Source organism: Sphingomonas ginsenosidivorax (genome assembly GCF_007995065.1).
Taxonomy (GTDB): Bacteria; Pseudomonadota; Alphaproteobacteria; order Sphingomonadales; family Sphingomonadaceae; genus Sphingomonas; species Sphingomonas ginsenosidivorax.
Genome location: NZ_VOQR01000002.1, coordinates 40,449 through 59,241, shown reverse-complemented (window position 1 = coordinate 59,241; position 18,793 = coordinate 40,449). Strand labels below are relative to the sequence as shown.

Sequence of the window (18,793 nt, the reverse complement as noted above, 5' to 3'; positions counted from 1 at the left end):
AGGAAGCCTTCGGCTTTTTGAGCTTGGAGGACCAGGCTTGCGTGACCGTCGGAACGGCTGCGCTGATCCCCGAATGGAGTATGACCGATGATCCAGTCCGTGAAGGTCAAGAACCTGTCGCTGTCGAAGGACAACGTGCGCAAGTCGAACCGCGATGCCGGCATCGACACCCTCGCCGCCAACATCGCAGCCCAGGGGCTGTTGCAGAACCTGATCGTCACCCCGCTCAAGAAAGCGGGTACGTTTACCGTGAAGGCAGGCGGTCGTCGCTTGCGCGCGCTCCAGCTCTTGATCGAGCAGGGCACCCTTCCCGCTGACCATACCGTCCCGGTCCTTGTGCTAAGCGACGACGACAACTCGATCGAGGTGAGCCTCGCCGAGAACTTCCAGCGCGTGCCGATGAATCCGGCCGATGAATGCACCGCGTTCAACTTCCTGATCCAGAAGGGCATGACCGCCGAGGACGTCGCCAAGCGTCAGGGCGTCACCACCCGCTTCGTCGAGCAGCGCGTGCGCCTCGCCGAGCTGGCGGCGTGCGTCTTCGAGGCGCTCGCCACAGGCGAGATCACGCTCGGCGTCGCGCAGGCATACGCCGTCACCACCGACATCGACCGTCAGGCCCGCGTGTTCACCCAGATGAACAACTCCTACTATGGCGACAATCCCGACAATATCCGGCGCGCCATCCTCAACGGCACGGTCAAGGCTAACGACGCCAAGGCCCGCTTCGTTGGTCGCGATGCCTATGTCGCCGCAGGCGGTCGCATCGAGGGCGACCTCTTCGCGACCGAGGGCGACGAGAACTGGATCGACGTCGATCTGATCGAGACGCTCGCGGCCAAGAAGCTGGAAGCGGCCGCGGCCGAACTGGCGCAGGCCGAGGGCCTCGCGTTCGTCACGCCCATAGCGGCCACGCACGTCCCCTACGACGTCGCGAACCAGCTCCACGAGTTTCACGCTCCCGCGCGTGCGCTCACCGAGGAGGAAACCGCGCGTGTCGAGGCGCTGTCGGCCGAGAACGACACTCTGGTCGACCAGCTCGAGCAGGAACTCCCCGATGGCAGCATCGAGGCCGAAGCCGCCAGCGCGCGCATCGAGGCGATCGAGCGCGAGCTGGAAGCGATTGACGATGCCCGTCACGAGATCGATCCAGCGGTGAAAGCGCAAATCGGCACGTTCGTCTATATCGGCGGCGACGGCGAGCCCCGCGTTCACACCGGCCTGTTCAGCGAGAAGCCGGTTGTCGACCCCAACGCACCGCCCAAAGCGTCAGGCGGCGCAGCCGGTGACGGTGATGCCGGCGACTTCGATCAGGGGCCGAAACTGAGCGCCACGCTGATCGACGAACTGGCGACCCGACGCCGCCAGATCCTCGTCGCGCACCTCGCCAGCGATCCCTCAATGGCGCTTGACCTGACCATCTTCCTGATGGCGCAGAATGTCGTGTTCGAGCAGAGCCACATCCCCAATCACTCGACCCTGAAGTCGGGTGCAGCCGCCTTCCCGATCTTCGCCTTCCGCGACGAGGGTTCGATGGCGTCGCAGACCATCGACGACCAGCGCCAGCGGCTCGACACAAGCTGGGCGGGCCACAAGACCATGACCGAACGGTTCGACGCCTTCCGGGCGCTCGATGACGAGGCCCGGGGCGCATGGGTTGCATACTCGATAGCACGAACTCTCGAACCGACGCTCAACGTCGCCGAGGGCTATCGCAGCAACGGCTTCCACGACCATCTCGGCCGCCTCCTCGACATCCAGGTCGAGAATTGGTGGCGCCCGACGGCCGAGAACTTCTTCGGCCGCGTCAAGAAGGGCGTCATGCTGGAAGCGCTCGAGGAGATTGGCGGGCCGATTCTGCGCGGCCGCTACAAGGACGCCAAGAAGGGCGACCTTGCCGCGACCTGCTCGTCACTGTGCAACGGTCAGGGCATCGTCGAGGCCGAGATCCGCGAGAAGGCGACGGCCTGGTTACCCGAGGCGATGCGTTTCGAGGCGCAAGAGAAACCCGCCAGGACGGCGCTTCGCTCCAGCTTCGTCGATGACGAGCGCGGCACAGACCCCGACGAGGACGAGGATACCGACACCGACGCCGGCGCCGACATCGATGATGAGGGCACCGACCACGATCAGGACGACGATCAGCATCTGAGCGAGGCGGCCTAGCCCCTCCCTCCCGCGTAGTTCGAGGCGACTGGGGGCGGCACTCTTCGCGAGTGCCGCCCCTCTTTTTGTGACCCGACACCGCCCTTCCAGAGGGGAGGAAGCTGACGCGGGTCGCCTCAACCAGATCAGGAGAACGTGTCATGGCACAGACCAACGACAAGCCGTCGCCTGCCGACATCATCACCAACACCATCATCGACAAGCTAGAATCGGGCGTGCGCCCTTGGGTCAAGCCTTGGCGCCCCGGCCTTGGCGGCCGTCCGCTGCGCGCGACCGGCGACCCCTACAAGGGCATCAACTGCTTCTGGTTGTGGCTGTGCGCCGAGGGCGCGGGCTACAACTCGCGCACCTGGATGACGTACAAGCAGGCGCAGGCGCTTGGCGGCCAGGTCCGCGAAGGCGAACGCTCGCAGATCGCCATCTTCTACAAATCCTACAGCAAGACCGTAGAATCCGTCGTCACCGGCGACACCACGGACGAGATGCGCCGCGTGCTGCGCTCCTACGCCGTGTTCAACTGCGACCAGATCGACGGTCTTTCGCCGGAATACTACCCGAGCCCGGTCAGCATCGTCCCTCCCGCTGACCAACTTCCCGACCGCGCGCAGCGCTTCATCGACGCGCTGCCGGCGAAGCTCCAGATGCGCGGCGATCGCGCGTTCTACGACCGCATCGCCGACAGCATCACCATGCCGCCCGTCGAGCTGTTCTCGACCCGCGCCTATTGGGCCTCGACGCTCGCTCATGAGGCGGGCCATTGGAGCGGCCATCCCGACCGCCTCGATCGCACCTTTGGGAAGCGTTTCGGCGACGACGCTTACGCGTTCGAGGAGCTGTGCGCCGAGATGACCTCCGCGCTGCTCGGTGCCGATCTCGGCCTGCCGACCTCGCACATGGACGACCACGCCGCGTATATCGGCTCGTGGTTGAAGGTCCTGCGCAAGGACAGCCGCGCGATAATGACCGCAGCCGCCAAGGCCGAGGCCGCAGCCGGCTACCTGCTCCGCGCAACGGGTCTCGTCGTCTCGGCCGAGTCCGAGGATCAGATCCGTGAAGCAGCATGACCGCGCAGGACGCCCGCCTCGACCTAGGCGCCTACCGGCGCTTCGTCGTGGCGTTCAGTGGCGGCAAGGACAGCCTTGCCGCCCTCCTGCACCTCCTCAGCCTCGGCGTGCCTCCGCACGCCATCGAGCTGCACCATCATGATGTCGATGGCCACGGCCCGAGCTTCATGGATTGGCCTTGCACGCCCGGCTATGTCCGCGCGATCGCCGAACATTTCGGCATCGCGCTCTACGTCTCGTGGCGCGCGGGCGGCTTCGCGCGCGAACTCGCGCGGGACGACGCACCAACCGCGCCGATCGCGTTCGAGACGCCGACCGACATCGGCCGTGCCGGAGGTAACGGCCCTGCGGGCACGCGAGGGCTCTTTCCCCAAACGTCTCCCGATCTTCGGGTGCGCTGGTGCAGCCCCGCGCTGAAGATCGACGTCCTTGCGGCCGCGATCCGGAATTAGTCACGCTTCCTTGACGGCCGCACGCTCGTCATCACCGGCGAGCGCGCCGAGGAAAGCCCGTCCCGCGCGCGCTATGCGGCCTTCGAGCCGCACCGCACGTCCACGCTCGCTCGCGCCGTCGACCATTGGCGTCCGGTCCACGACTGGGCCGAGCGGCAGGTGTGGGATTTGATCGCACGATCGCGGATCCGGCTCCACCCGGCCTACGTCCTGGGGTGGGGCCGGCTATCCTGCCGAGCCTGTATCTTTGGCTCCCCCGCTCAATAGGCGACGCTTCGCCTCGTCTTCCCATCCGCTTTCCAGCGCATCGGCGCCTGCGAGGCGGCGAGCGGAAAGACCATTCATCGCTCCCTTAGCGTGTCGCAGCTCGCCGAGCGCGGAACACCCTTCCCGGCCGCGCTGATTAACCCGGACGAACTCGCCCAGGCGGACGATCCGACGTGGTGTCTTCCGATCCTTGCGGATCGTTGGACACTCCCTGCCGGCGCCTTCGGCGACCATGCAGGTCCGCCATGAAGTCGCCGCGCCGCTTTGACCTCATGCGGCTTCTGGCTCGCGGCCCGGAAGATCCGCTGTGGGAAGCCGAGAAATCGGGATGGCGCTGCTTCGTCATGGGCAGCGACCGTTGCCATTACCGCCGAGGGAGCAAGCTCCGCACGGCTTGGCAGAACGGATACGACGCAGCGTCACGCTCGACCGATCCTGCGGGCCTGATGCTGTGACCATCGGCCCTCCAAGAGAGGGGAGGAAGCCTTCGGCCTTTTGGGCGCGCCCTGGCGCTCAGGAGGTTCGGCCATGTTCTACGACACGCATTACCGCCACAACGAGGCGCTTTCGCCCGAGGCACTCACCACCCTCCCCGCGGCGCTCCACGCTCTGAACGCAGGCGTCGACGACTGCCGGCGCGCCGGCAAGCCGATCGAGCGCGACGCGTCGATCATCCTGCTGATCCGCAACCTGGCCGCTGTCGCTGAACGCGACATGCCCAGCACCAATGATCTGCGGCTCCGCTGCGCGGAAGACCGCATGACCGTCATCGCCAGCTCGGCCCTGCTCGCCATCGCCGGCAACAGCGTCGCCGGCGACGCCGCGGCGAAGCGGACCTTCCATCGTCAGGCGCGCCTCGCTCTGGCTTCGCTCGCCGAGGCGATCGGGCTCTCGGCGCACGACGTCCGCATCAACACCGACGCAGGCGGTATCACCGACGACGGCACGACCGAACTGCGCCACGCGGACCTGTCGATCCGCGTGCGTCCGCACAGCTTCCTCCCCGACAGTGAAATCACCTTCAACCGCTGCTGGGGTGGCGAACACGCTGGCCCCGTCGAACGCGCGCCGATCGCCGAGCTGCTGGACGCGGCCGCGTTCCAGCGCCGGCTCGCTGCCACGGTCGGCGACGTAGGCGCTCCGCGCCTCGCCGCTGCCGCCTGATCCTCTAATTCCAGGAGCATCGTCATGGGTTGGCTCTTCATGCGCGATATGGGCGGCCACGCCACGCCGCGCGCCTATCTCGACAACCAGTTCACGTACACGCGCGACGATCACCGTCTCACGGTCCTCGCGTCGTCTATGGTCGGCTCGACCTATTACGCCGCTTGTGAGCGCGTCGAGAGCAACAAGGATCGCGAGGTCTTCGCGGTCGTGTGCCTCACCAAGCATAACCCCCGCTCTACCGACGGCCACGTCTTTGGGTACAAAGACATGACCGAACATATGGGACCGTGCGAGAGCGACTGCCCCGCCTCGATTCTCGACGCGCTTACCGACACGGACAGCGAATACGCCGTGAACTGGCGCGCGCGCTGCCGCGCCAATCTGATCCGGCGCAAGCTGGAGCAGGCCAAGCCGGCCCCGAAGCCCGGGCAGACCATCATCTTCGATGAGCCCATGCGCTTCAGCGACGGCAGCGACCGCGCCCGCTTCGAGGTCGTCGCCAATCCCAAGGGCAAGACGCCCCTTTTCCGCGACCCGGAGAGCCGCGCGATCTGCCGGATCCCGGCTTTCCGCAAGCGGACCTACCGCATCGTTCACGCCGCGATCGTCGTCAGGGGCGCGGCCAATGGCTGACCGCCCGCCCGTCATCGCCGCCTGGGGTGCCGGCGTCGATTCCACCGCGATGATCGTCGAGCTCGCCGAACGCGGCGAGCCCATCGATATGGTTCTCTTCGCCGATCTCGGCGCCGAGAAATCGAACACCTATGCCTTTATCCCGCTGTTCCGGGCGTGGATGGCAGAGCGCGGCATCGCGTCCGAAATCGTCCGCTACCAGCCCCGCAACTTCAAACACTGGCCGCCCTACGCGGGTATCGCCGAGAACATGCTCACCAACGCCACCCTGCCCTCCGTGGTCTTTGGTGGGGGGTCCTGCTCGCAGAAATGGAAGGCGGCCCCGCAAGATGCGTGGACCGCCAGGTGGGAGCCGGCGCGCCGCTGCTGGAACGCAGGCGGCCGTGTCGTGAAGCTGATCGGCTATGACGCCTCGGGACGCGACACGCAGCGTTATCACCACGCGATCGGGTGCGAGGATCCTCGCTACGCCTATCGCTACCCTTTGCGGGAATGGGGTTGGTCTCGCGCCGACTGCGAGGCGCGCATTGCGCGCGCCGGCCTGCCCGTCCCGCCCAAATCGAGCTGCTTCTTTTGTGGCAGCATCAAGCCCGACGAGGTGCTGGAGCTTTCGATTCCGGAGCTGCGCGTCATTGTGCTGATGGAGGCACGGGCCAAGCCGCGCCTCCGCAACGTCGACGGCCTTTGGCGCAAACCGGTGCTTGGGCGTCGCGGTTCGACGCCGCGCCCCGGTAGCATCACCGAGTTCATCCGCGAACGCGGCCTCCTTCCCCCGGCCGAGATCGACCACATCATCGAGACCGCGCCTTTGGCGCTGCTCGACTTCCAGGCGGTCCAGGCCGCGCTTCCCGTCGAGCAACGCGCCGCGATGGGGCGCTGGCTCGACGACTTCCATCGCGCGACCGACGCGCTTGAAAGGAACTGGCTCCATGCCTAGCGCCGTCATCAAGCAGTTCGTCGTGGAAGGCGCAGCCGACTTCCCACTCGCGATGTTGACGGCCGACGAGTGCTGGCCGGCGCGCGCCGCTGATGCGGCTGCGATCACCGCCAGCCAGCTCGGTGCCGGTGCGGCTACGCCGCCCCGCAAGATCATCCTCGCGACGGTCTCGAAATATGCGCCCAACCGCCAGCGCTGGATCGCCGCTGGCTGACGCGTGATCGCCTGAAACAGCCCCCCGGAGGGGAGGCGTCGTTTGGACAGATGAGCCTTCGGCTCCTGGTCGAGAAAGGATCATCATCATGCGCAGCGTTGCCGTTTACCTCACCCAACGGCTCTATGGCGGCCCCGAGGAAGGTGGCTGGTGGTACGACGCCGGTGAACTCTGCACCGACCCGGTGCTGACCGCCTTCGGCGTCACCTTCTCCGACGGTCACGAGGACCGTGCCCGGCGAATGTCGAACGAGGTTCAGGCGTTTCTCGATCGCGACTGGAACACCGGCGACCACACGCGGCCGATCAGCAGCGTCCTCTCCGCTGGACGCTTCGAGGCCCGCGTCCACGATGGCTGGCCCCCTCTCGCCTATCCGGCCGAGCGTCCTCGCTACGAATGACCCGAACCGCTTGGGTCTCCCATTTTGCCACCCTTCAGGAGTCCGGTCCCATGAAGACCTTCACCGGCCCCTTTCGAATACCCTGCCCATTACCGTGCGGAAATCACGGTCGAGGCGGAGGATGTCGTCAGCGCCTGTCGCTCCGCGATCGATGCGTCACACACGACCGACGGGTGGAAGAGCCTGGACACGGAGCATCCCACCTATGTCAGCGCAGTCGCAGAAGGTGCCGACGTCGATCCTTGGCGCTTCGTCCCCGATGGAGGCGACGCCTGAGCCCTGCCCGTCCCGGGCGTGTTCTCTGGTGTGGCGGCCTGCGCGGGCTATGCCGCAACCCGGAGCGAGGATCTGGTGGACCAGCTCCGCATCATGATCGACGCGATCGACGCCGATGGAGGGTTGAGGATCACCCCAGCGGCGATGGTACGTCTGTGCGGAACGGGGCAGGCCATTCTCGACGACATCGCGCGGTGTGGGCTGAGCCCGAGAGGTTCGAAGGCGGCAACGATTATGGTCCCGGCCGCGCCCGACGCCACCTGACGCCCGACAGCCTTCCGCCAGAGAGATGCGGCACATGGGCGGCCGCGAGACCCCCGCAACCGCAAAAATCCGGGCCGAGTTGCCGCTCTGCGGCTGCCCGCACCACCCCGGTTTTTGCGGTTTCCCTGCGCTGCTCTTCGGTGCGGGCGCCTCTTATTCGGCCGCCCAGGAGGTGCGCATCCGGCGGATAGGCCGCCGGCCTCGATCAGATGAAGGGCTTGACCCCATGACCACTTCCCTCGCTGCCGCACTCTCCGCACTGGAGCTGGGACACCTCGAACCCCGCGCCGAAGATGTCTCGGGCATGTGCCCTCCCTCGACCGACGCACTTGAGCAGACCACCACCGCTATCTGGAGCGACCTCTTCGCAACCCTCCAGAATACGTCGCTCGAGCGCGACATCGAGGAGATGGGCTGGGGCCTGGTCAATCTTTTCCACCGGGCCGCGGCGAAGAAGCACGCGACGATCGACCGTCTCACCGACGAGATCAGGCTCCTCCTGGCCGAGCAGGACGGGTCGGAGATCAACACCTCCAACCTCGAGGACAAGATCGACCTTGCCAAGAAGATCGAGGAAGCGGCCACCTGCTACGAAGTGATGCGCGACACCGCAGCGGCGCACTACATCCGCGAGACCGGCCGTTCCTGGATCCCGTCGACCGGCAACCGCATTTCGCTCGGGGTCACGTCAGCGATCGTCGACGGTCGAGCCTTCCTCCAGGCTCGCCGCGAGCGCGCCCGCGACGCCAACACGGCACAGGGCACTCCCGTCGTGTTTGCCGGGGGACGGCTGACCTTCCGGACCGACGAGGACATGAAGGCGTTCGGCGACAACCTGCTGCGCACGCTCAATGCGGTTTGGGAGCGCGTCGGCGACATGTATCTCGTCCATGGCGGCGACATGAAGGGGATCGAGCGCATCGCGGCATCCTGGGCAGAACAGCACGGTATCCAGCAAGTCCGCTTCGGTCTCGATCGCAAGCTCGGCGACCGGGCCGGCTTCCGTCGGAACGAACAGATGCTCTCGCTGAAGCCCCGGTACGTCATCGCCTTTAAAGGTAACGGCGTGACGGAGCGCTTGGTGATCGACGCGAAGAAGGCCGGCATCCGCGTCGTCGATCGCCGTGGTCCCCTCGGCACGCCGCCAGCGGCCATGTCGGGGTAAGGCCATCCCGATGAACGCTACCAATCCCTCCGGTCGCCGTTTGAGCGGCGACCGGAAGATCGGCCCAGTGCTCTGCTTTCTTGGTTACGTGACGACCCTGCCGCTCCGTTCGAGGATCTCGAGCGCTGCCTGATTGCGCCGCGCGATGCCTGCCGCAGCCGATCGTTCGACCGGAAGGTAGAGCTTCAAAGCCTCCGATCGGTCCGGCCCCCGCCTTTCCCAGGCATCGATCGCCTCGTTGCGCTCATCGAGCTGGACGATCCCGGCCTTGAGCATACCCTGCATGGCGTCAAGGTCGACGTCGGGCTTCTCCGCGAACGATTGCGCAATCGCCATCATCATCCCCTTGCCGTCGACGTTCTCGATCTCGGTGAGCAGGGCAGCAAGCTCACCACCGCGTAGCGACGCGGCGAGGCCTCTATCGAGCGCGCGCACGTCGCGATCGAACGCATCGCGTCGACCATCCAGAACAGCGCTCCGCCGATCGATCGCCTCGGTCAGGAGCTTCAGGATGCTATAGAAGGCCGGCTGCGCCGCCAGCCCGGCTTCCGGATAGGCGGCGATCAGCACCTCCACCATCGGCCAGACCGCGCGGGCACAGTTGGCGGACAGTTCGGTCTGCCGCGCTGAGAGCGTCGGTGCCCTGTCGCCGTCCAACGCCGACATCGTCTCCGCGTTTCGGGGCATAAGTCCCGACCGGAAGGCCGTGGACGTCAGGTCGATGAGACCGCTCAGCTTATCGAGCGTTGCGGGCGTCGTCCGATAGACCGGCGTCTCTCCAAACAGCGACGCGCCCGCGCTGAGGAACACCTGCGCTACCAGCGCGGAGCAGAAGATCCCATGATCGTGAACCCGATCCAGGATTCCGGCCGGGAAGACCGATCGGACGGCGCGTGCCACGGAATAATCGCGACCGATCTCATACTGCGCGAGCTTCGCCGCTTCCCTCGCAACGCTCCGGTCGGGATAGCGGAGCAGTCTGACATTGGCGATGTCATGGGCGAAGCATCGAGCCAGCGACAAAGTGCTGACGCCGGTGCCGATCGCCTCCACGAACACGGGCGGGCTGGAGCAGATGAGGGCGTGGCTGAACCTGCCGCCCGTCATCCGTCGGATCGCCCCCGACTGCTTCAGACCCACGCGATCATCGCTGAAGACGTTCGAGGTGAGCAGGATGTCCCCCGCCTCGACCAATTCCACGCGCGGTAACGCGACCATCTTTCCGTCATACCCCGGCCTGCTTGCAGTTGGGGCAGACGTCTCGTCACGGCTGTTCATGTCTCGAAGATGGCGATTGCAGCCCGCCTGTTGAAGATGGGCATCGTGCGCCGGAGGGCCATTGCCAATGGCGCAATCGGGATCTCTCGCCGCTGTCCCACCTAGGCGAGCCGGATGGTAATTGCAGAGCGTGATAGTGTCGTGAGGCGGCGTATCGCCGGACAAGCCTCGCCGGCGTCGGACTGCCCGGTCCCGGGTGCGATGGCATCACCGCAGTGACCGGTGCGGATCGGAGCGTGTGAGACGTGAAAACACTCAGGAGCGAGCTTCCCCCCGAGCTTCCTCGCTCAGCGCCTGCCGACGGCGCCATCCCCTCTTGTTCCTGAACGACCTAAGCCGACCGACCATCGGCCCCAACCCGCGTGTCGTCGGACCGTGTTGCCGCTGACGCGGCTGCCCGCACCACTCCTCACCACGGGGTTCCCCTTCGCTTGCGCTACGGTGGAGCCGCCGGCCTGGTCGTCTTCGACGGTGTTCAGCCGAGGGGACGGACCCCGAGGCAGACACAGAAGGAACCTCGTCATGAAGAACCTCGTCATCCTCGCCGGCAACGTCGGCAACGCTCCCGAGACCCGCACCACTCAGGGCGGCACCAAGATCACCAGCTTCAGCCTCGCGACCTCGCGTCCGAAGCGCGACGGCGAGGGCAAGGTCCTGAAGGACGAGCAGGGCCGGCGAATCGACGACACCGAGTGGCACCGCATCACCTGCTTCAATGGTGTCGCCAAGTCGGTCGCGGACAACGTCGAGAAGGGCCAGAAGCTGATGGTCACCGGCCGCATCCACTATACCCGCTGGACCGATCAGCAGCAGGTCGAGCGCTTCGGTGTCGAGATCATCGCCGACGAGGTGACGTTCCTCTCCTACGGCAAGTCGCGGCAGCAGCAGGGTCCGACGCAGGACAACGAAGAGGACGATATCCCCTTCTAACGGCCTCAGCCAGCCCGGGAGCCTCGGCTCCCGGGCAACGCTGCCATAGGCTTCACCGGCGTACCCTTTCTTGTGAGCTGCGGCGAACGGCACCATCTCGAAGCGTCAGACAGGAGGGTTTGATGCAGAATTTGTTCGGTGTGAAGCCGCAACCACCGATGGAACAGCTCTGGCTCGACACGCTGCTGCAGGTGCTCAAGCCGTCCGCGCAACGCGGCATTCGCCGCTTCACGATGGCCGACGTGCAGCGGCTCATGGCCGAACCGCTCGACCACGTACCCCACCACGTCCGCGCGCCGGGCTTTGCCGCGGCTACAGGATGGATGACCGCGAAGGGATTCTGGCTTGAGCGGGCCGATGGCAGCTTCGTCCTCACGCCCGCGGGAGTCGATGCTCTGGGTGTCAGCGGGTCCGACGAGGAAGCCGCCTCAGAGACCCCACCATCTGCTCCTGGTTCCTGATCGCTCCCGCTAGTCAGCACCGCCGCGATCGATCGCACGAGCAAAGCGTCGACCACTCTCCCGCCTCAGCCGCTATGCGCGTGGTGACCAGCTTCTCGCAGCGTCTCCCATGGGCTTAGAGCCCGACGCGCAGGCGGCGGGCCCGCTCCTTGAACGCATCCTCGCCGCCCTCGAGGATGGCGCACACCCGCTTGCGAATGTCCTCCTCGTCTAGTCCGCCAGACCGGTAGGAGATTGGCGGCATGGCGCCCGGCACATGCGTGCCCGCCTCCGCGATGATGATCTGATCAGCATCGGTGTTGATGACGAGATTGGCGTTGTGCGTTACCATGATGACTTGGCGCTGGAGCTTGGCCTGCGCAAACAGCGGAACCAGCTCGTCAAAAATTGACTTGGGATCGAGATTTTCCTCCGGCTGATCGATGATCAGCGGCCGGTCATCGGATTGATCCAGTGCAAGGTACAGCAGGAGCAACACGATGCCCCGCGTCCCCGGCGATAGGTTGCGGATATCGGTGCCTTCGTACCGAACCGAATATTGCACGCTGATGTGATCTGTACTGTAGAGCCACTTTGCGAACGCCCGAAGCCAGGTACGGTGCGCAGCGGGATCGGTCTCGCTCACCCGCGAGCTCGCCAGTAGCACCTGATCGTGTGCTGTGCGGAAGGCCCGCATCGCGTCGGAGACCTCTTCCGCTGTCCCGCTCAACCACGCGCGGCAAAGACGATCGTCGGCCAACTCGAGCAACGTCCCGCGTCCCTTGAACGGTCCGGCTTTGCGCAGATCGACGAAGGCCTCCCCCGCGCGCGCCCATTGCTGGACGTTCGCGACCCGTCGCACCGTGAAGGACAGCTTCCCCAGCGTTCCCGGCGCCGCCTCGAGCCTCGTCTTGATGGGCGCGTAGAGGTCATTGAGAACCCGCTCCTCCGCGATCACGGCCGCGAAGACGTTGCGATAGGCTCGCGTCCGTTCAGTAATCAGGGCTTCCCGGCGCTGGGCCGCGCCGTTCGCATCCGCCAGGCGCTCCTTCAATGCCTTGGCGAGATCACCCTCGCTCGTCATGCGGTTGGTCAGCTGTGTGAACTTGTCCTGGGTCGCGCGATCGACGTTGATGATCTGTCCCAAGCGGAAGATCTCGCGCTCAAGCGTTGCCAACGGCTGACGCGCCAGCTCGCAGTCGGGCGGTAGCGGCGCGGGAGGAATTGCAGGATCGGGGGGCACGCCCTTCCAGGACGCACCACTCGCCCGCGTCTTCTTCAGGCGATCGGCCAGCAGCTCTTCGACCTTGCCGACGAAATCGGTGCCGAACGGATCCCAGTCGGCATCCTTGAGGCCGCTCGAGCCAAACTTGGCTTGTAGGCGACGCAGCGTTTCGGGCGACTGATTGTGCCGATAGTCGGCAACCTCGTCCTGCAAGGTGAGGAGCTGCTGCTCCTGTACGCTGAAATGCCGGACATAGCTCCGCACGGTCTCGGCCGCGGCACTAACATCGGTAAGGCGTGCGGCCGTCAGTGCGTCGCCCTTCTTCACCAGAGCCGCGCGCTCCTGCGTTGCCCGCGCCACGGATTGCTCGCGTTCGGTGATGAGCTTCTGCAGCGTGGCGATGCTCTTGGTTTTCTCGATCTCCTCCCCGATCCGATCCGACAGGTTGATCAGGGCGGTCTCGTCCCGGCTACGGGCTTCGCGGTGGCGCGCGGCCCTCAGGTTCAACAGCGCGTCGAAGTCTGTCGCGCCGTTGCGAGTGCTGACCGAGTGGGAGTCGAAGACGACGCGTTCGACCTCGCGGAGCAGCTCGTCCGAGACGCCATCCGACGAGCACAGCCGGTCGACGAACTGCTGTGACAGATATTGGGCTCGTCTGATCTGGAAGGTGTCGTCTTCCGTCGCGTCCGCGATCGATCGTTCATCAGCCGAGCCCGCCGCCCAGCGGATCTGCACGGCGACGTCCTCAAGAAACTCCCGAGCGCGCCACAGGAAGGACTGCCTGTTGCGCTCAAGCGGCAGCGGCACGGCGTCACACCCGGCAACAATCATTTCGGCAAGCGCGGTCTTGCCCGATCCCCGTGCTCCGATGATCGTGACGAGGCCCGGATTAAGAGGAATGTCGGGCGTCGCCGCCCAGAGCGCATCACGGATCGCCACGCCGGTGATGACCTGGGATCGCGACGCACCTGTCGGCGGGACTTCGCCGACGAAGGCGCGTTCCGGCGTGATGCACGCCTGCCGAAGCGCATCGAAGGTCGGTGCCCCTTTGATCCAGCTGAAGCGGTTGCCATAGGGCGCGCCAACGCGATCGAGCTCGTGCGCATCGCTGCCGTGCAGACAGGGCTTCGCCCTGTCGTACTTTCGTTGGAACTCCTCAGCCGACAGCTTGCGGCCCAACCAGAAGTCTCGATCCCCGGGCGTCGCGGAGAAGACCGCACGCGCGAACTTCTCGACCTCCCGCCGCAGCGTCGCATCGGCACCGTCGCGAAGCCCCGAAGTGCCGTCCGCCCCCGCCGCGACGGCCACGATGATATTCTCCCGTGCCCAGCGGAAGCTGCTGAAAGTCTCTTTCAGCTGCTCGAAGCTGACCTTGAACTGCGTCGAGCCGAAGCGCCGTGCCGCGCCCTCGTCGCGGATGGAAGGGTCTGCTCTGAAGCCCAGTCTGGCAAGGTCAGCGGGCGTGCAGCTGAAGCGATCGTCGAGTGCCGCGAAGGTGATGTTCGACAGGATGCGGTTGAGCTCGGTCAGATGATCCGGGTCTTCTGGCGAAACGAGCAGGTGGACGTTCACCCAGGCCCCGGCCGCAGTACCGAGGCCGAGGCGCATCTCAATGTTCGGGAACAACGTCGTGCAGTCGGGGAGCCGACCCTCTTCGTCTTTGGCCTTGCGAAGACGGGCATAGGTATCGGTGTTGTAATAGTCGGTGAGGCCGATCACCTCGAGCGCCGGCGTGATGCCCTCCAGCTTCGAAAGGTAATCCTCCCACGCGGTAGCGCCAGCGAACAGATCATTGAGCTGCGTGCCCGGAGCATGGACGTGGGGATCCCAGCGTCGCCATACCGATCCGACACCCGCCCGGTTGTACGACGTCATCGCTCCCCCCTCCCGCCTTCGTTCAGCCCGTCCGGCGGTGAACCCTGCGCGATCGTCCACTCGCGACCTGTACGAGCCTGGAGTCTAGCAATGATCTTTGCACCGCGCTCAGCGAATATCTCGTCGAGCGCGTCGACGAGCTTCGGCCAGTCGTTCGACCCGCCGATATAGACGCCCAGCCGCGTTCCCAGGGTGATGACGAAGCGACCATCCTCCTCCTCGACGATCCCCATCTCGTCGTTGACCGAGTGATGCTCCTCGACGTGGGCGTAGCGCTTGTTGCGCAGGTCGATGATCTCGTCGTGGGCGGCGCGGAGCGGCTCGGGCAGCGCATTGCGCGCGAAGCCGCTGCCAGCGCCGCCGGTGTAGAGGCGGGCGTAGGTGGCCAGGAACGCCGTCGTCAGCATATCGAGTTCGAGCAACGCTTCCATGTCGGCCTTGAAGCGGTACTCGGCCAAGCGATCGCCCACGTGTCGAAGCACGACGACGTGGTAGTAGGAAAGAGATAGCCGCGAGAGCTGCTTCAGCTCGTTGTCGGCCAACGCGAGAACCCGCCGCCCCTCCTCGGCCCGGGCTTGCAGCGCGAGCCGCCACTCCTCCGGCAGGTACTGCATCGCCTCTTCCGGGATGACGTAGTAACCGCCCTTCCCGTCATCGTCCGCATCGTCGTCCAGGTCCGACCCGGCCACAGGCTCCGTCTCGACGTGAGGAAACAAGGGTTCGACGATGTCGCGAGCACCGGTGCGGGCATGCGCCGGCATCTGCATCGGTTCTTCCGCTCCAGACCTCAGATCATCCTTATCCATGGCTCAAACGTGCCGCAAAAGTCCGGTTGGTCAAGGTCGCGCTGCTATCGTCCGTGACGGATGGCGTCTCCCCCCTGACGCCGGGACCATCGCTCTATTCCGCTCGCCGCTCCACCGAGCCCCGTTGAGTCTCGGCCCTATCGGGTGACGATTGACTGACGGGGGCCCAGCCACGAGGGAACTTCTTTCCGAAAATAGGCAACATCTCCGCGTCTGAGGCCCGTGTGATGCCGGGCGTCGTGCGCAGGCGACGAGTTCGTTGGTATGGTCCGTGGAACGGGTCGTACGATCCCTTCGCCTAACACCGAGAGGAAGGCCGAGAGGCTCCTCTCGAGCCGTGAGACGGGAGGGGCGGGCATCGAACCCGCTCCGCTTAAGCTGATCGGACCACTCTGCCGGGCTTCCGTAGGCCAAGGTCATCATCGGTCTAAGCAGCGATCAAACATTGATTGAAATCGATCAACGACAGCCCGATATTTAGAACAATCTAGCAACACGGGAGGTCGTCGCATGGCTCAGTGTACAGCGCCCCGGGAAGGTCATCGAACCGCAAGCGCAGCCGCCAATTGTCCTGCATGCCGGTACAAGAGTCGTTACGGTGGAAGCTATGGCGGCGGGTATGGTGGCGGCTATGGTGGCGGATACAGCCCCTCTCCTTCCCCTTCGTATCGAGCATCGTCGGGGCGTGGTGCGAGCACCGTCAAGGCGAAATGGTCCAAGCCGACATCCACCGTGTACTACACGCCGGTCGAGGCCAGAGCGCTCGAGCCTATCCGTGAGACGGTCGAGAAGCGCGCTTCCCTTCCCGATGTCCGCGAACTCTTCCTGTGCCATGCCTGGGCTGACCGTCTGGATGACGCGACCAAGCTTTATAACCTCCTGATCGCGCGCAACGTTTCGGTCTGGTTCAGCGAGAAGGACATTCCCCTCGGATCGTCCTTTCTTCGTGAGATCGATCGCGGCCTCGCCAAGTCACGTGTCGGCATCGTCCTGGTTACACCCGCGCTACTCACGCGCCTCCCGTCCGGCGGTGTCGCCGACCGGGAGCTTTCCGCGCTGCTCGCAACCGACCAGCTCGTACCTATCGTTCACAACACCACCTATGACGCCTTGCGCATGGTCAGTCCGCTGCTCGCATCGCGCAACGGCCTCTCGACGGAAGACGACTCTTTGGAGATCGTCGCGGATAAACTGGCCGAGCTGGTGAAAACGTCCTGAAGGGTCAGCGAGTGCGAACGGCAAGCCAACCCGCTCAGCCGCGTCGCTCGCTGATACCATGAGACGCCGGTCCGTAGGTTTGACCGGACGGCTGAAGTCGAGTGTCACGCCATCCTGGTAGCGACCAGGTCCTGATCGTCGGATCGTCGGCATTTGCACTGCCGTGGGGTTCATCCCCTCTCTTTCCTGAACGACCTAAGCCGGCCGTCCACCCCCTCCAACCCGCGATCATTCGGGCCGAGTTGCCGCTTACGCGGCTGCCCGCACCACCCCTTTGATCGGGGTTCCCCTCCGCGTCTTCGCGCTCCGGTGGAGAGGTCGTCCTGACCGTCTTTGACGGTGTTCAGTCGAGGGGACGATCCCCCGGCGGAGCAAAAAAGGAACCTCGAAATGCAGAACCTCGTCATCCTCGCCGGCAACGTCGGCGCCACGCCCGAGACCCGCTCCACCCAGGGCGGCACCAAGATCACCAGCTTCAGCCTCGCGACCTCGCGCCCGAAGCGCGATAGCGAGGGCAAGGTCCTCAAGGAGAACGGTCACCGGGTCGAAGATACCGAGTGGCACCGGGTCACCTGCTTCAACGGCGTCGCCAAGACGGTCGCCGAGTATGTCGAAAAGGGGCAGAAGGTGATGGTTCGCGGTCGCATCCACTATACCCGCTGGACCGACCAGGAGAACATCGAGCGCTACGGCGTCGAGATCATCGCCGACGAAGTGACGTTCCTCTCCTACGGCAAGTCCCGCCAGCAGCAGGACAATCGGCAGGACAACGACGACGACGACATTCCCTTCTGATCGAGGCGGATCGGCCCGGGAGCTTCGCTTCCGGGCCTTCGTTCGCGTCAGTAACCCACCTCGGCAGGCTGAACCTCCGGGAACCGCGCAAGGATGCGTCCGACATCAGCGACGATCCCCACCGGCGCGCCACGTTGGGTCAGAAGATGGTCGAGGCATTCGAGGATCGCCTTGAGCTTGTTTCGCGGCGCGGTTGGGACAGCTGCACGCCTGAGGCTCTGGGGCTGTTTCTGGAAGCTGCGATTGAACAGCCGGTCGTGGTGCGCGCAGATGTTGCGCACGTCGACGAGACACTCGAGCCAGCTGGTGAACACCTGATCGCTCGGCACCCCAAACTGGGTCGCGATATGCGTTCGTACCGAGCCCTCGAGACATTTGAAGATGCGCACCGAACGCCCGAAGGTGAGGAACTCCTTCATGGTCCAGATCGGGGGTAGAATGGGCGTCGCGTAGGTGTGCCGGTAATGTGCCGCACGCTGGTCCTTGGACTGGCTATAGGCGGTCATGAAGCTCTGGAGCGCCTCGAGATTGGCGCCCGCGTCCTTGAACGCCGCCAGATCAAAGTACGGATGACTGCCAAAGCCGTCGCTCAACGCCTCCGACATGGCGTTGCGCAGCAGGAGTTCGAACTGTCCGACAGCGGCGAAGCACGCATCGCGCAGCAGGCTGTCGCAGTCGTAGAGCCGCAGGATCTGCTGGTAGGTCGTTCCCGGGCGGAACGGTCGGTTGGCGACGCCGAGCTGGCGTCGGCTGAGAAAGTAGATCCGTAGCCGCTCGTACCCGACAAGGTCGATCTTGCGCGCAGCCACGTTGGGTCGCTTGACGATCAGCCCACGGCTCCGCAGATGAGCGACGCGCTGGACAGCCGTTGCATGCGGTTTGGTATAGGGCGCGAGCGTCATCTAAAAACGCGAAGGGCCGCCCTTTTGCACTCCCCGAAAGGACGTGTGGCGGCCCGTGACCACATCGAGATAGCGCGGTGACGTGATTTTCGCAAGAGGCTTGCTCCCAAGTTCCTGCCTGGTGAAGTGCTAACACGCCATTCCTGACGGTAGCAAATAGCCAAGCCGTCGTTGTCGATGCCTAGGACGGCCAAGTCGTCCGTCGACCCGACCAGCCGATCCGTTCACCACCGCGCCGGGTCCCACCAAGCGATATCAATCCTGGCAAAACCCCTATCGGGCCCGCTCCCTCCGCCACACGCCTGTGCGCATCGCGAAC

20 protein-coding genes are annotated in these 18,793 nt (G+C 65.2%); 16 read left to right on the top strand and 4 right to left on the bottom strand.

Annotated features, from left to right (window positions below; translation table 11 throughout):
- The first annotated feature begins 87 nt into the window (after positions 1-87).
- From FSB78_RS18455 to FSB78_RS18410, 12 genes are all read left to right on the top strand, one after another.
- A complete protein-coding gene (locus FSB78_RS18455) occupies positions 88-2,166 on the top strand; it encodes a ParB/RepB/Spo0J family partition protein (protein ID WP_147084359.1) in 2,079 nt (692 codons plus the stop codon).
- A gap of 140 nt (positions 2,167-2,306) precedes the next feature.
- A complete protein-coding gene (locus tag FSB78_RS18450; protein WP_147084358.1) occupies positions 2,307-3,230 on the top strand; it encodes an ArdC family protein in 924 nt (307 codons plus the stop codon).
- A complete protein-coding gene (locus tag FSB78_RS19600; RefSeq protein ID WP_242008456.1) occupies positions 3,227-3,682 on the top strand; it encodes a hypothetical protein in 456 nt (151 codons plus the stop codon). Before FSB78_RS18450 ends, FSB78_RS19600 begins: the two co-directional genes overlap by 4 nt.
- 30 nt (positions 3,683-3,712) lie before the next feature.
- Positions 3,713-3,949, top strand: a complete 237-nt coding sequence (locus FSB78_RS19595; RefSeq protein ID WP_242008464.1) for a phosphoadenosine phosphosulfate reductase domain-containing protein — start codon at positions 3,713-3,715, stop codon at positions 3,947-3,949.
- A 245-nt stretch (positions 3,950-4,194) separates the two neighbouring features.
- Positions 4,195-4,404 (top strand): hypothetical protein, encoded by a 210-nt coding sequence (locus tag FSB78_RS18440; RefSeq protein WP_147084357.1) that lies wholly within the window; start codon positions 4,195-4,197, stop codon positions 4,402-4,404.
- Positions 4,405-4,477: 73 nt separating this feature from the next.
- Entirely contained in the window at positions 4,478-5,113 is a 636-nt protein-coding gene (locus tag FSB78_RS18435) for a hypothetical protein (RefSeq protein WP_147084356.1), read from the top strand.
- A gap of 24 nt (positions 5,114-5,137) precedes the next feature.
- Positions 5,138-5,749: a DUF6927 domain-containing protein gene (locus FSB78_RS18430; protein WP_147084355.1), complete on the top strand. Its 612-nt coding sequence runs from the start codon at positions 5,138-5,140 to the stop codon at positions 5,747-5,749.
- On the top strand, positions 5,742-6,686 hold the full coding sequence (locus tag FSB78_RS18425; RefSeq protein ID WP_147084354.1) for a hypothetical protein: 945 nt from the start codon (positions 5,742-5,744) through the stop codon (positions 6,684-6,686). Before FSB78_RS18430 ends, FSB78_RS18425 begins: the two co-directional genes overlap by 8 nt.
- Positions 6,679-6,900, top strand: coding sequence for a hypothetical protein (locus tag FSB78_RS18420; protein ID WP_147084353.1), 222 nt, complete (start codon positions 6,679-6,681; stop codon positions 6,898-6,900). Before FSB78_RS18425 ends, FSB78_RS18420 begins: the two co-directional genes overlap by 8 nt.
- A gap of 88 nt (positions 6,901-6,988) precedes the next feature.
- Positions 6,989-7,300: a hypothetical protein gene (locus tag FSB78_RS18415; protein ID WP_147084352.1), complete on the top strand. Its 312-nt coding sequence runs from the start codon at positions 6,989-6,991 to the stop codon at positions 7,298-7,300.
- A gap of 369 nt (positions 7,301-7,669) precedes the next feature.
- Complete coding sequence (locus FSB78_RS19175) at positions 7,670-7,840, top strand: hypothetical protein (RefSeq protein ID WP_158638044.1); 171 nt, start codon at positions 7,670-7,672, stop codon at positions 7,838-7,840.
- 226 nt (positions 7,841-8,066) lie between these two features.
- Positions 8,067-9,005 carry a DUF2493 domain-containing protein gene (locus tag FSB78_RS18410; protein ID WP_147084433.1) on the top strand — a complete coding sequence of 313 codons (939 nt, stop codon included), beginning with the start codon at positions 8,067-8,069 and terminating at the stop codon, positions 9,003-9,005.
- An 84-nt stretch (positions 9,006-9,089) separates the two neighbouring features.
- Here FSB78_RS18410 and FSB78_RS18405 read toward each other — a convergent pair whose 3' ends face one another.
- Positions 9,090-10,283 carry a C40 family peptidase gene (locus tag FSB78_RS18405; RefSeq protein ID WP_147084351.1) on the bottom strand — a complete coding sequence of 398 codons (1,194 nt, stop codon included), beginning with the start codon at positions 10,281-10,283 and terminating at the stop codon, positions 9,090-9,092.
- 522 nt (positions 10,284-10,805) lie between these two features.
- Here FSB78_RS18405 and FSB78_RS18400 point away from each other — a divergent pair.
- The gene (locus tag FSB78_RS18400) at positions 10,806-11,213 is read left to right on the top strand and encodes a single-stranded DNA-binding protein (protein WP_147084350.1); all 408 of its coding nucleotides are present in this window, start codon (positions 10,806-10,808) and stop codon (positions 11,211-11,213) included.
- Positions 11,214-11,335: 122 nt separating this feature from the next.
- Positions 11,336-11,674, top strand: coding sequence for a hypothetical protein (locus FSB78_RS18395; RefSeq protein ID WP_147084349.1), 339 nt, complete (start codon positions 11,336-11,338; stop codon positions 11,672-11,674).
- Positions 11,675-11,789: 115 nt separating this feature from the next.
- Here FSB78_RS18395 and FSB78_RS18390 read toward each other — a convergent pair whose 3' ends face one another.
- Both FSB78_RS18390 and FSB78_RS18385 read right to left on the bottom strand, forming a co-directional pair.
- Positions 11,790-14,753, bottom strand: coding sequence for a TrlF family AAA-like ATPase (locus tag FSB78_RS18390; RefSeq protein ID WP_147084348.1), 2,964 nt, complete (start codon positions 14,751-14,753; stop codon positions 11,790-11,792).
- On the bottom strand, positions 14,750-15,559 hold the full coding sequence (locus tag FSB78_RS18385; RefSeq protein ID WP_242008455.1) for a hypothetical protein: 810 nt from the start codon (positions 15,557-15,559) through the stop codon (positions 14,750-14,752). The genes FSB78_RS18390 and FSB78_RS18385 overlap by 4 nt, the downstream gene beginning before the upstream one ends.
- A 732-nt stretch (positions 15,560-16,291) precedes the next feature.
- Between FSB78_RS18385 and FSB78_RS18380 the strand changes: the two genes are divergently transcribed.
- Both FSB78_RS18380 and FSB78_RS18375 read left to right on the top strand, forming a co-directional pair.
- A complete protein-coding gene (locus FSB78_RS18380; protein ID WP_242008454.1) occupies positions 16,292-16,777 on the top strand; it encodes a toll/interleukin-1 receptor domain-containing protein in 486 nt (161 codons plus the stop codon).
- Between the two features lie 390 nt (positions 16,778-17,167).
- A complete protein-coding gene (locus FSB78_RS18375; RefSeq protein WP_147084346.1) occupies positions 17,168-17,572 on the top strand; it encodes a single-stranded DNA-binding protein in 405 nt (134 codons plus the stop codon).
- 47 nt (positions 17,573-17,619) lie between these two features.
- Here the strand turns inward: FSB78_RS18375 and FSB78_RS18370 are convergent, their stop codons facing one another.
- Positions 17,620-18,474 carry an Abi family protein gene (locus FSB78_RS18370; protein WP_147084345.1) on the bottom strand — a complete coding sequence of 285 codons (855 nt, stop codon included), beginning with the start codon at positions 18,472-18,474 and terminating at the stop codon, positions 17,620-17,622.
- Positions 18,475-18,793 lie beyond the last annotated feature (319 nt).

Coding starts and splice junctions, on each gene's coding strand:
- FSB78_RS18455 (WP_147084359.1), top strand. CDS start 88: ATGATCCAGTCCGTGAAGGTCAAGAACCTGTCGCTGTCGAAGGACAAC.
- FSB78_RS18450 (WP_147084358.1), top strand. CDS start 2,307: ATGGCACAGACCAACGACAAGCCGTCGCCTGCCGACATCATCACCAAC.
- FSB78_RS19600 (WP_242008456.1), top strand. CDS start 3,227: ATGACCGCGCAGGACGCCCGCCTCGACCTAGGCGCCTACCGGCGCTTC.
- FSB78_RS18440 (WP_147084357.1), top strand. CDS start 4,195: ATGAAGTCGCCGCGCCGCTTTGACCTCATGCGGCTTCTGGCTCGCGGC.
- FSB78_RS18435 (WP_147084356.1), top strand. CDS start 4,478: ATGTTCTACGACACGCATTACCGCCACAACGAGGCGCTTTCGCCCGAG.
- FSB78_RS18430 (WP_147084355.1), top strand. CDS start 5,138: ATGGGTTGGCTCTTCATGCGCGATATGGGCGGCCACGCCACGCCGCGC.
- FSB78_RS18425 (WP_147084354.1), top strand. CDS start 5,742: ATGGCTGACCGCCCGCCCGTCATCGCCGCCTGGGGTGCCGGCGTCGAT.
- FSB78_RS18420 (WP_147084353.1), top strand. CDS start 6,679: ATGCCTAGCGCCGTCATCAAGCAGTTCGTCGTGGAAGGCGCAGCCGAC.
- FSB78_RS18415 (WP_147084352.1), top strand. CDS start 6,989: ATGCGCAGCGTTGCCGTTTACCTCACCCAACGGCTCTATGGCGGCCCC.
- FSB78_RS19175 (WP_158638044.1), top strand. CDS start 7,670: ATGATCGACGCGATCGACGCCGATGGAGGGTTGAGGATCACCCCAGCG.
- FSB78_RS18410 (WP_147084433.1), top strand. CDS start 8,067: ATGACCACTTCCCTCGCTGCCGCACTCTCCGCACTGGAGCTGGGACAC.
- FSB78_RS18405 (WP_147084351.1), bottom strand. CDS start 10,283: ATGAACAGCCGTGACGAGACGTCTGCCCCAACTGCAAGCAGGCCGGGG.
- FSB78_RS18400 (WP_147084350.1), top strand. CDS start 10,806: ATGAAGAACCTCGTCATCCTCGCCGGCAACGTCGGCAACGCTCCCGAG.
- FSB78_RS18395 (WP_147084349.1), top strand. CDS start 11,336: ATGCAGAATTTGTTCGGTGTGAAGCCGCAACCACCGATGGAACAGCTC.
- FSB78_RS18390 (WP_147084348.1), bottom strand. CDS start 14,753: ATGACGTCGTACAACCGGGCGGGTGTCGGATCGGTATGGCGACGCTGG.
- FSB78_RS18385 (WP_242008455.1), bottom strand. CDS start 15,559: ATGGATAAGGATGATCTGAGGTCTGGAGCGGAAGAACCGATGCAGATG.
- FSB78_RS18375 (WP_147084346.1), top strand. CDS start 17,168: ATGCAGAACCTCGTCATCCTCGCCGGCAACGTCGGCGCCACGCCCGAG.
- FSB78_RS18370 (WP_147084345.1), bottom strand. CDS start 18,474: ATGACGCTCGCGCCCTATACCAAACCGCATGCAACGGCTGTCCAGCGC.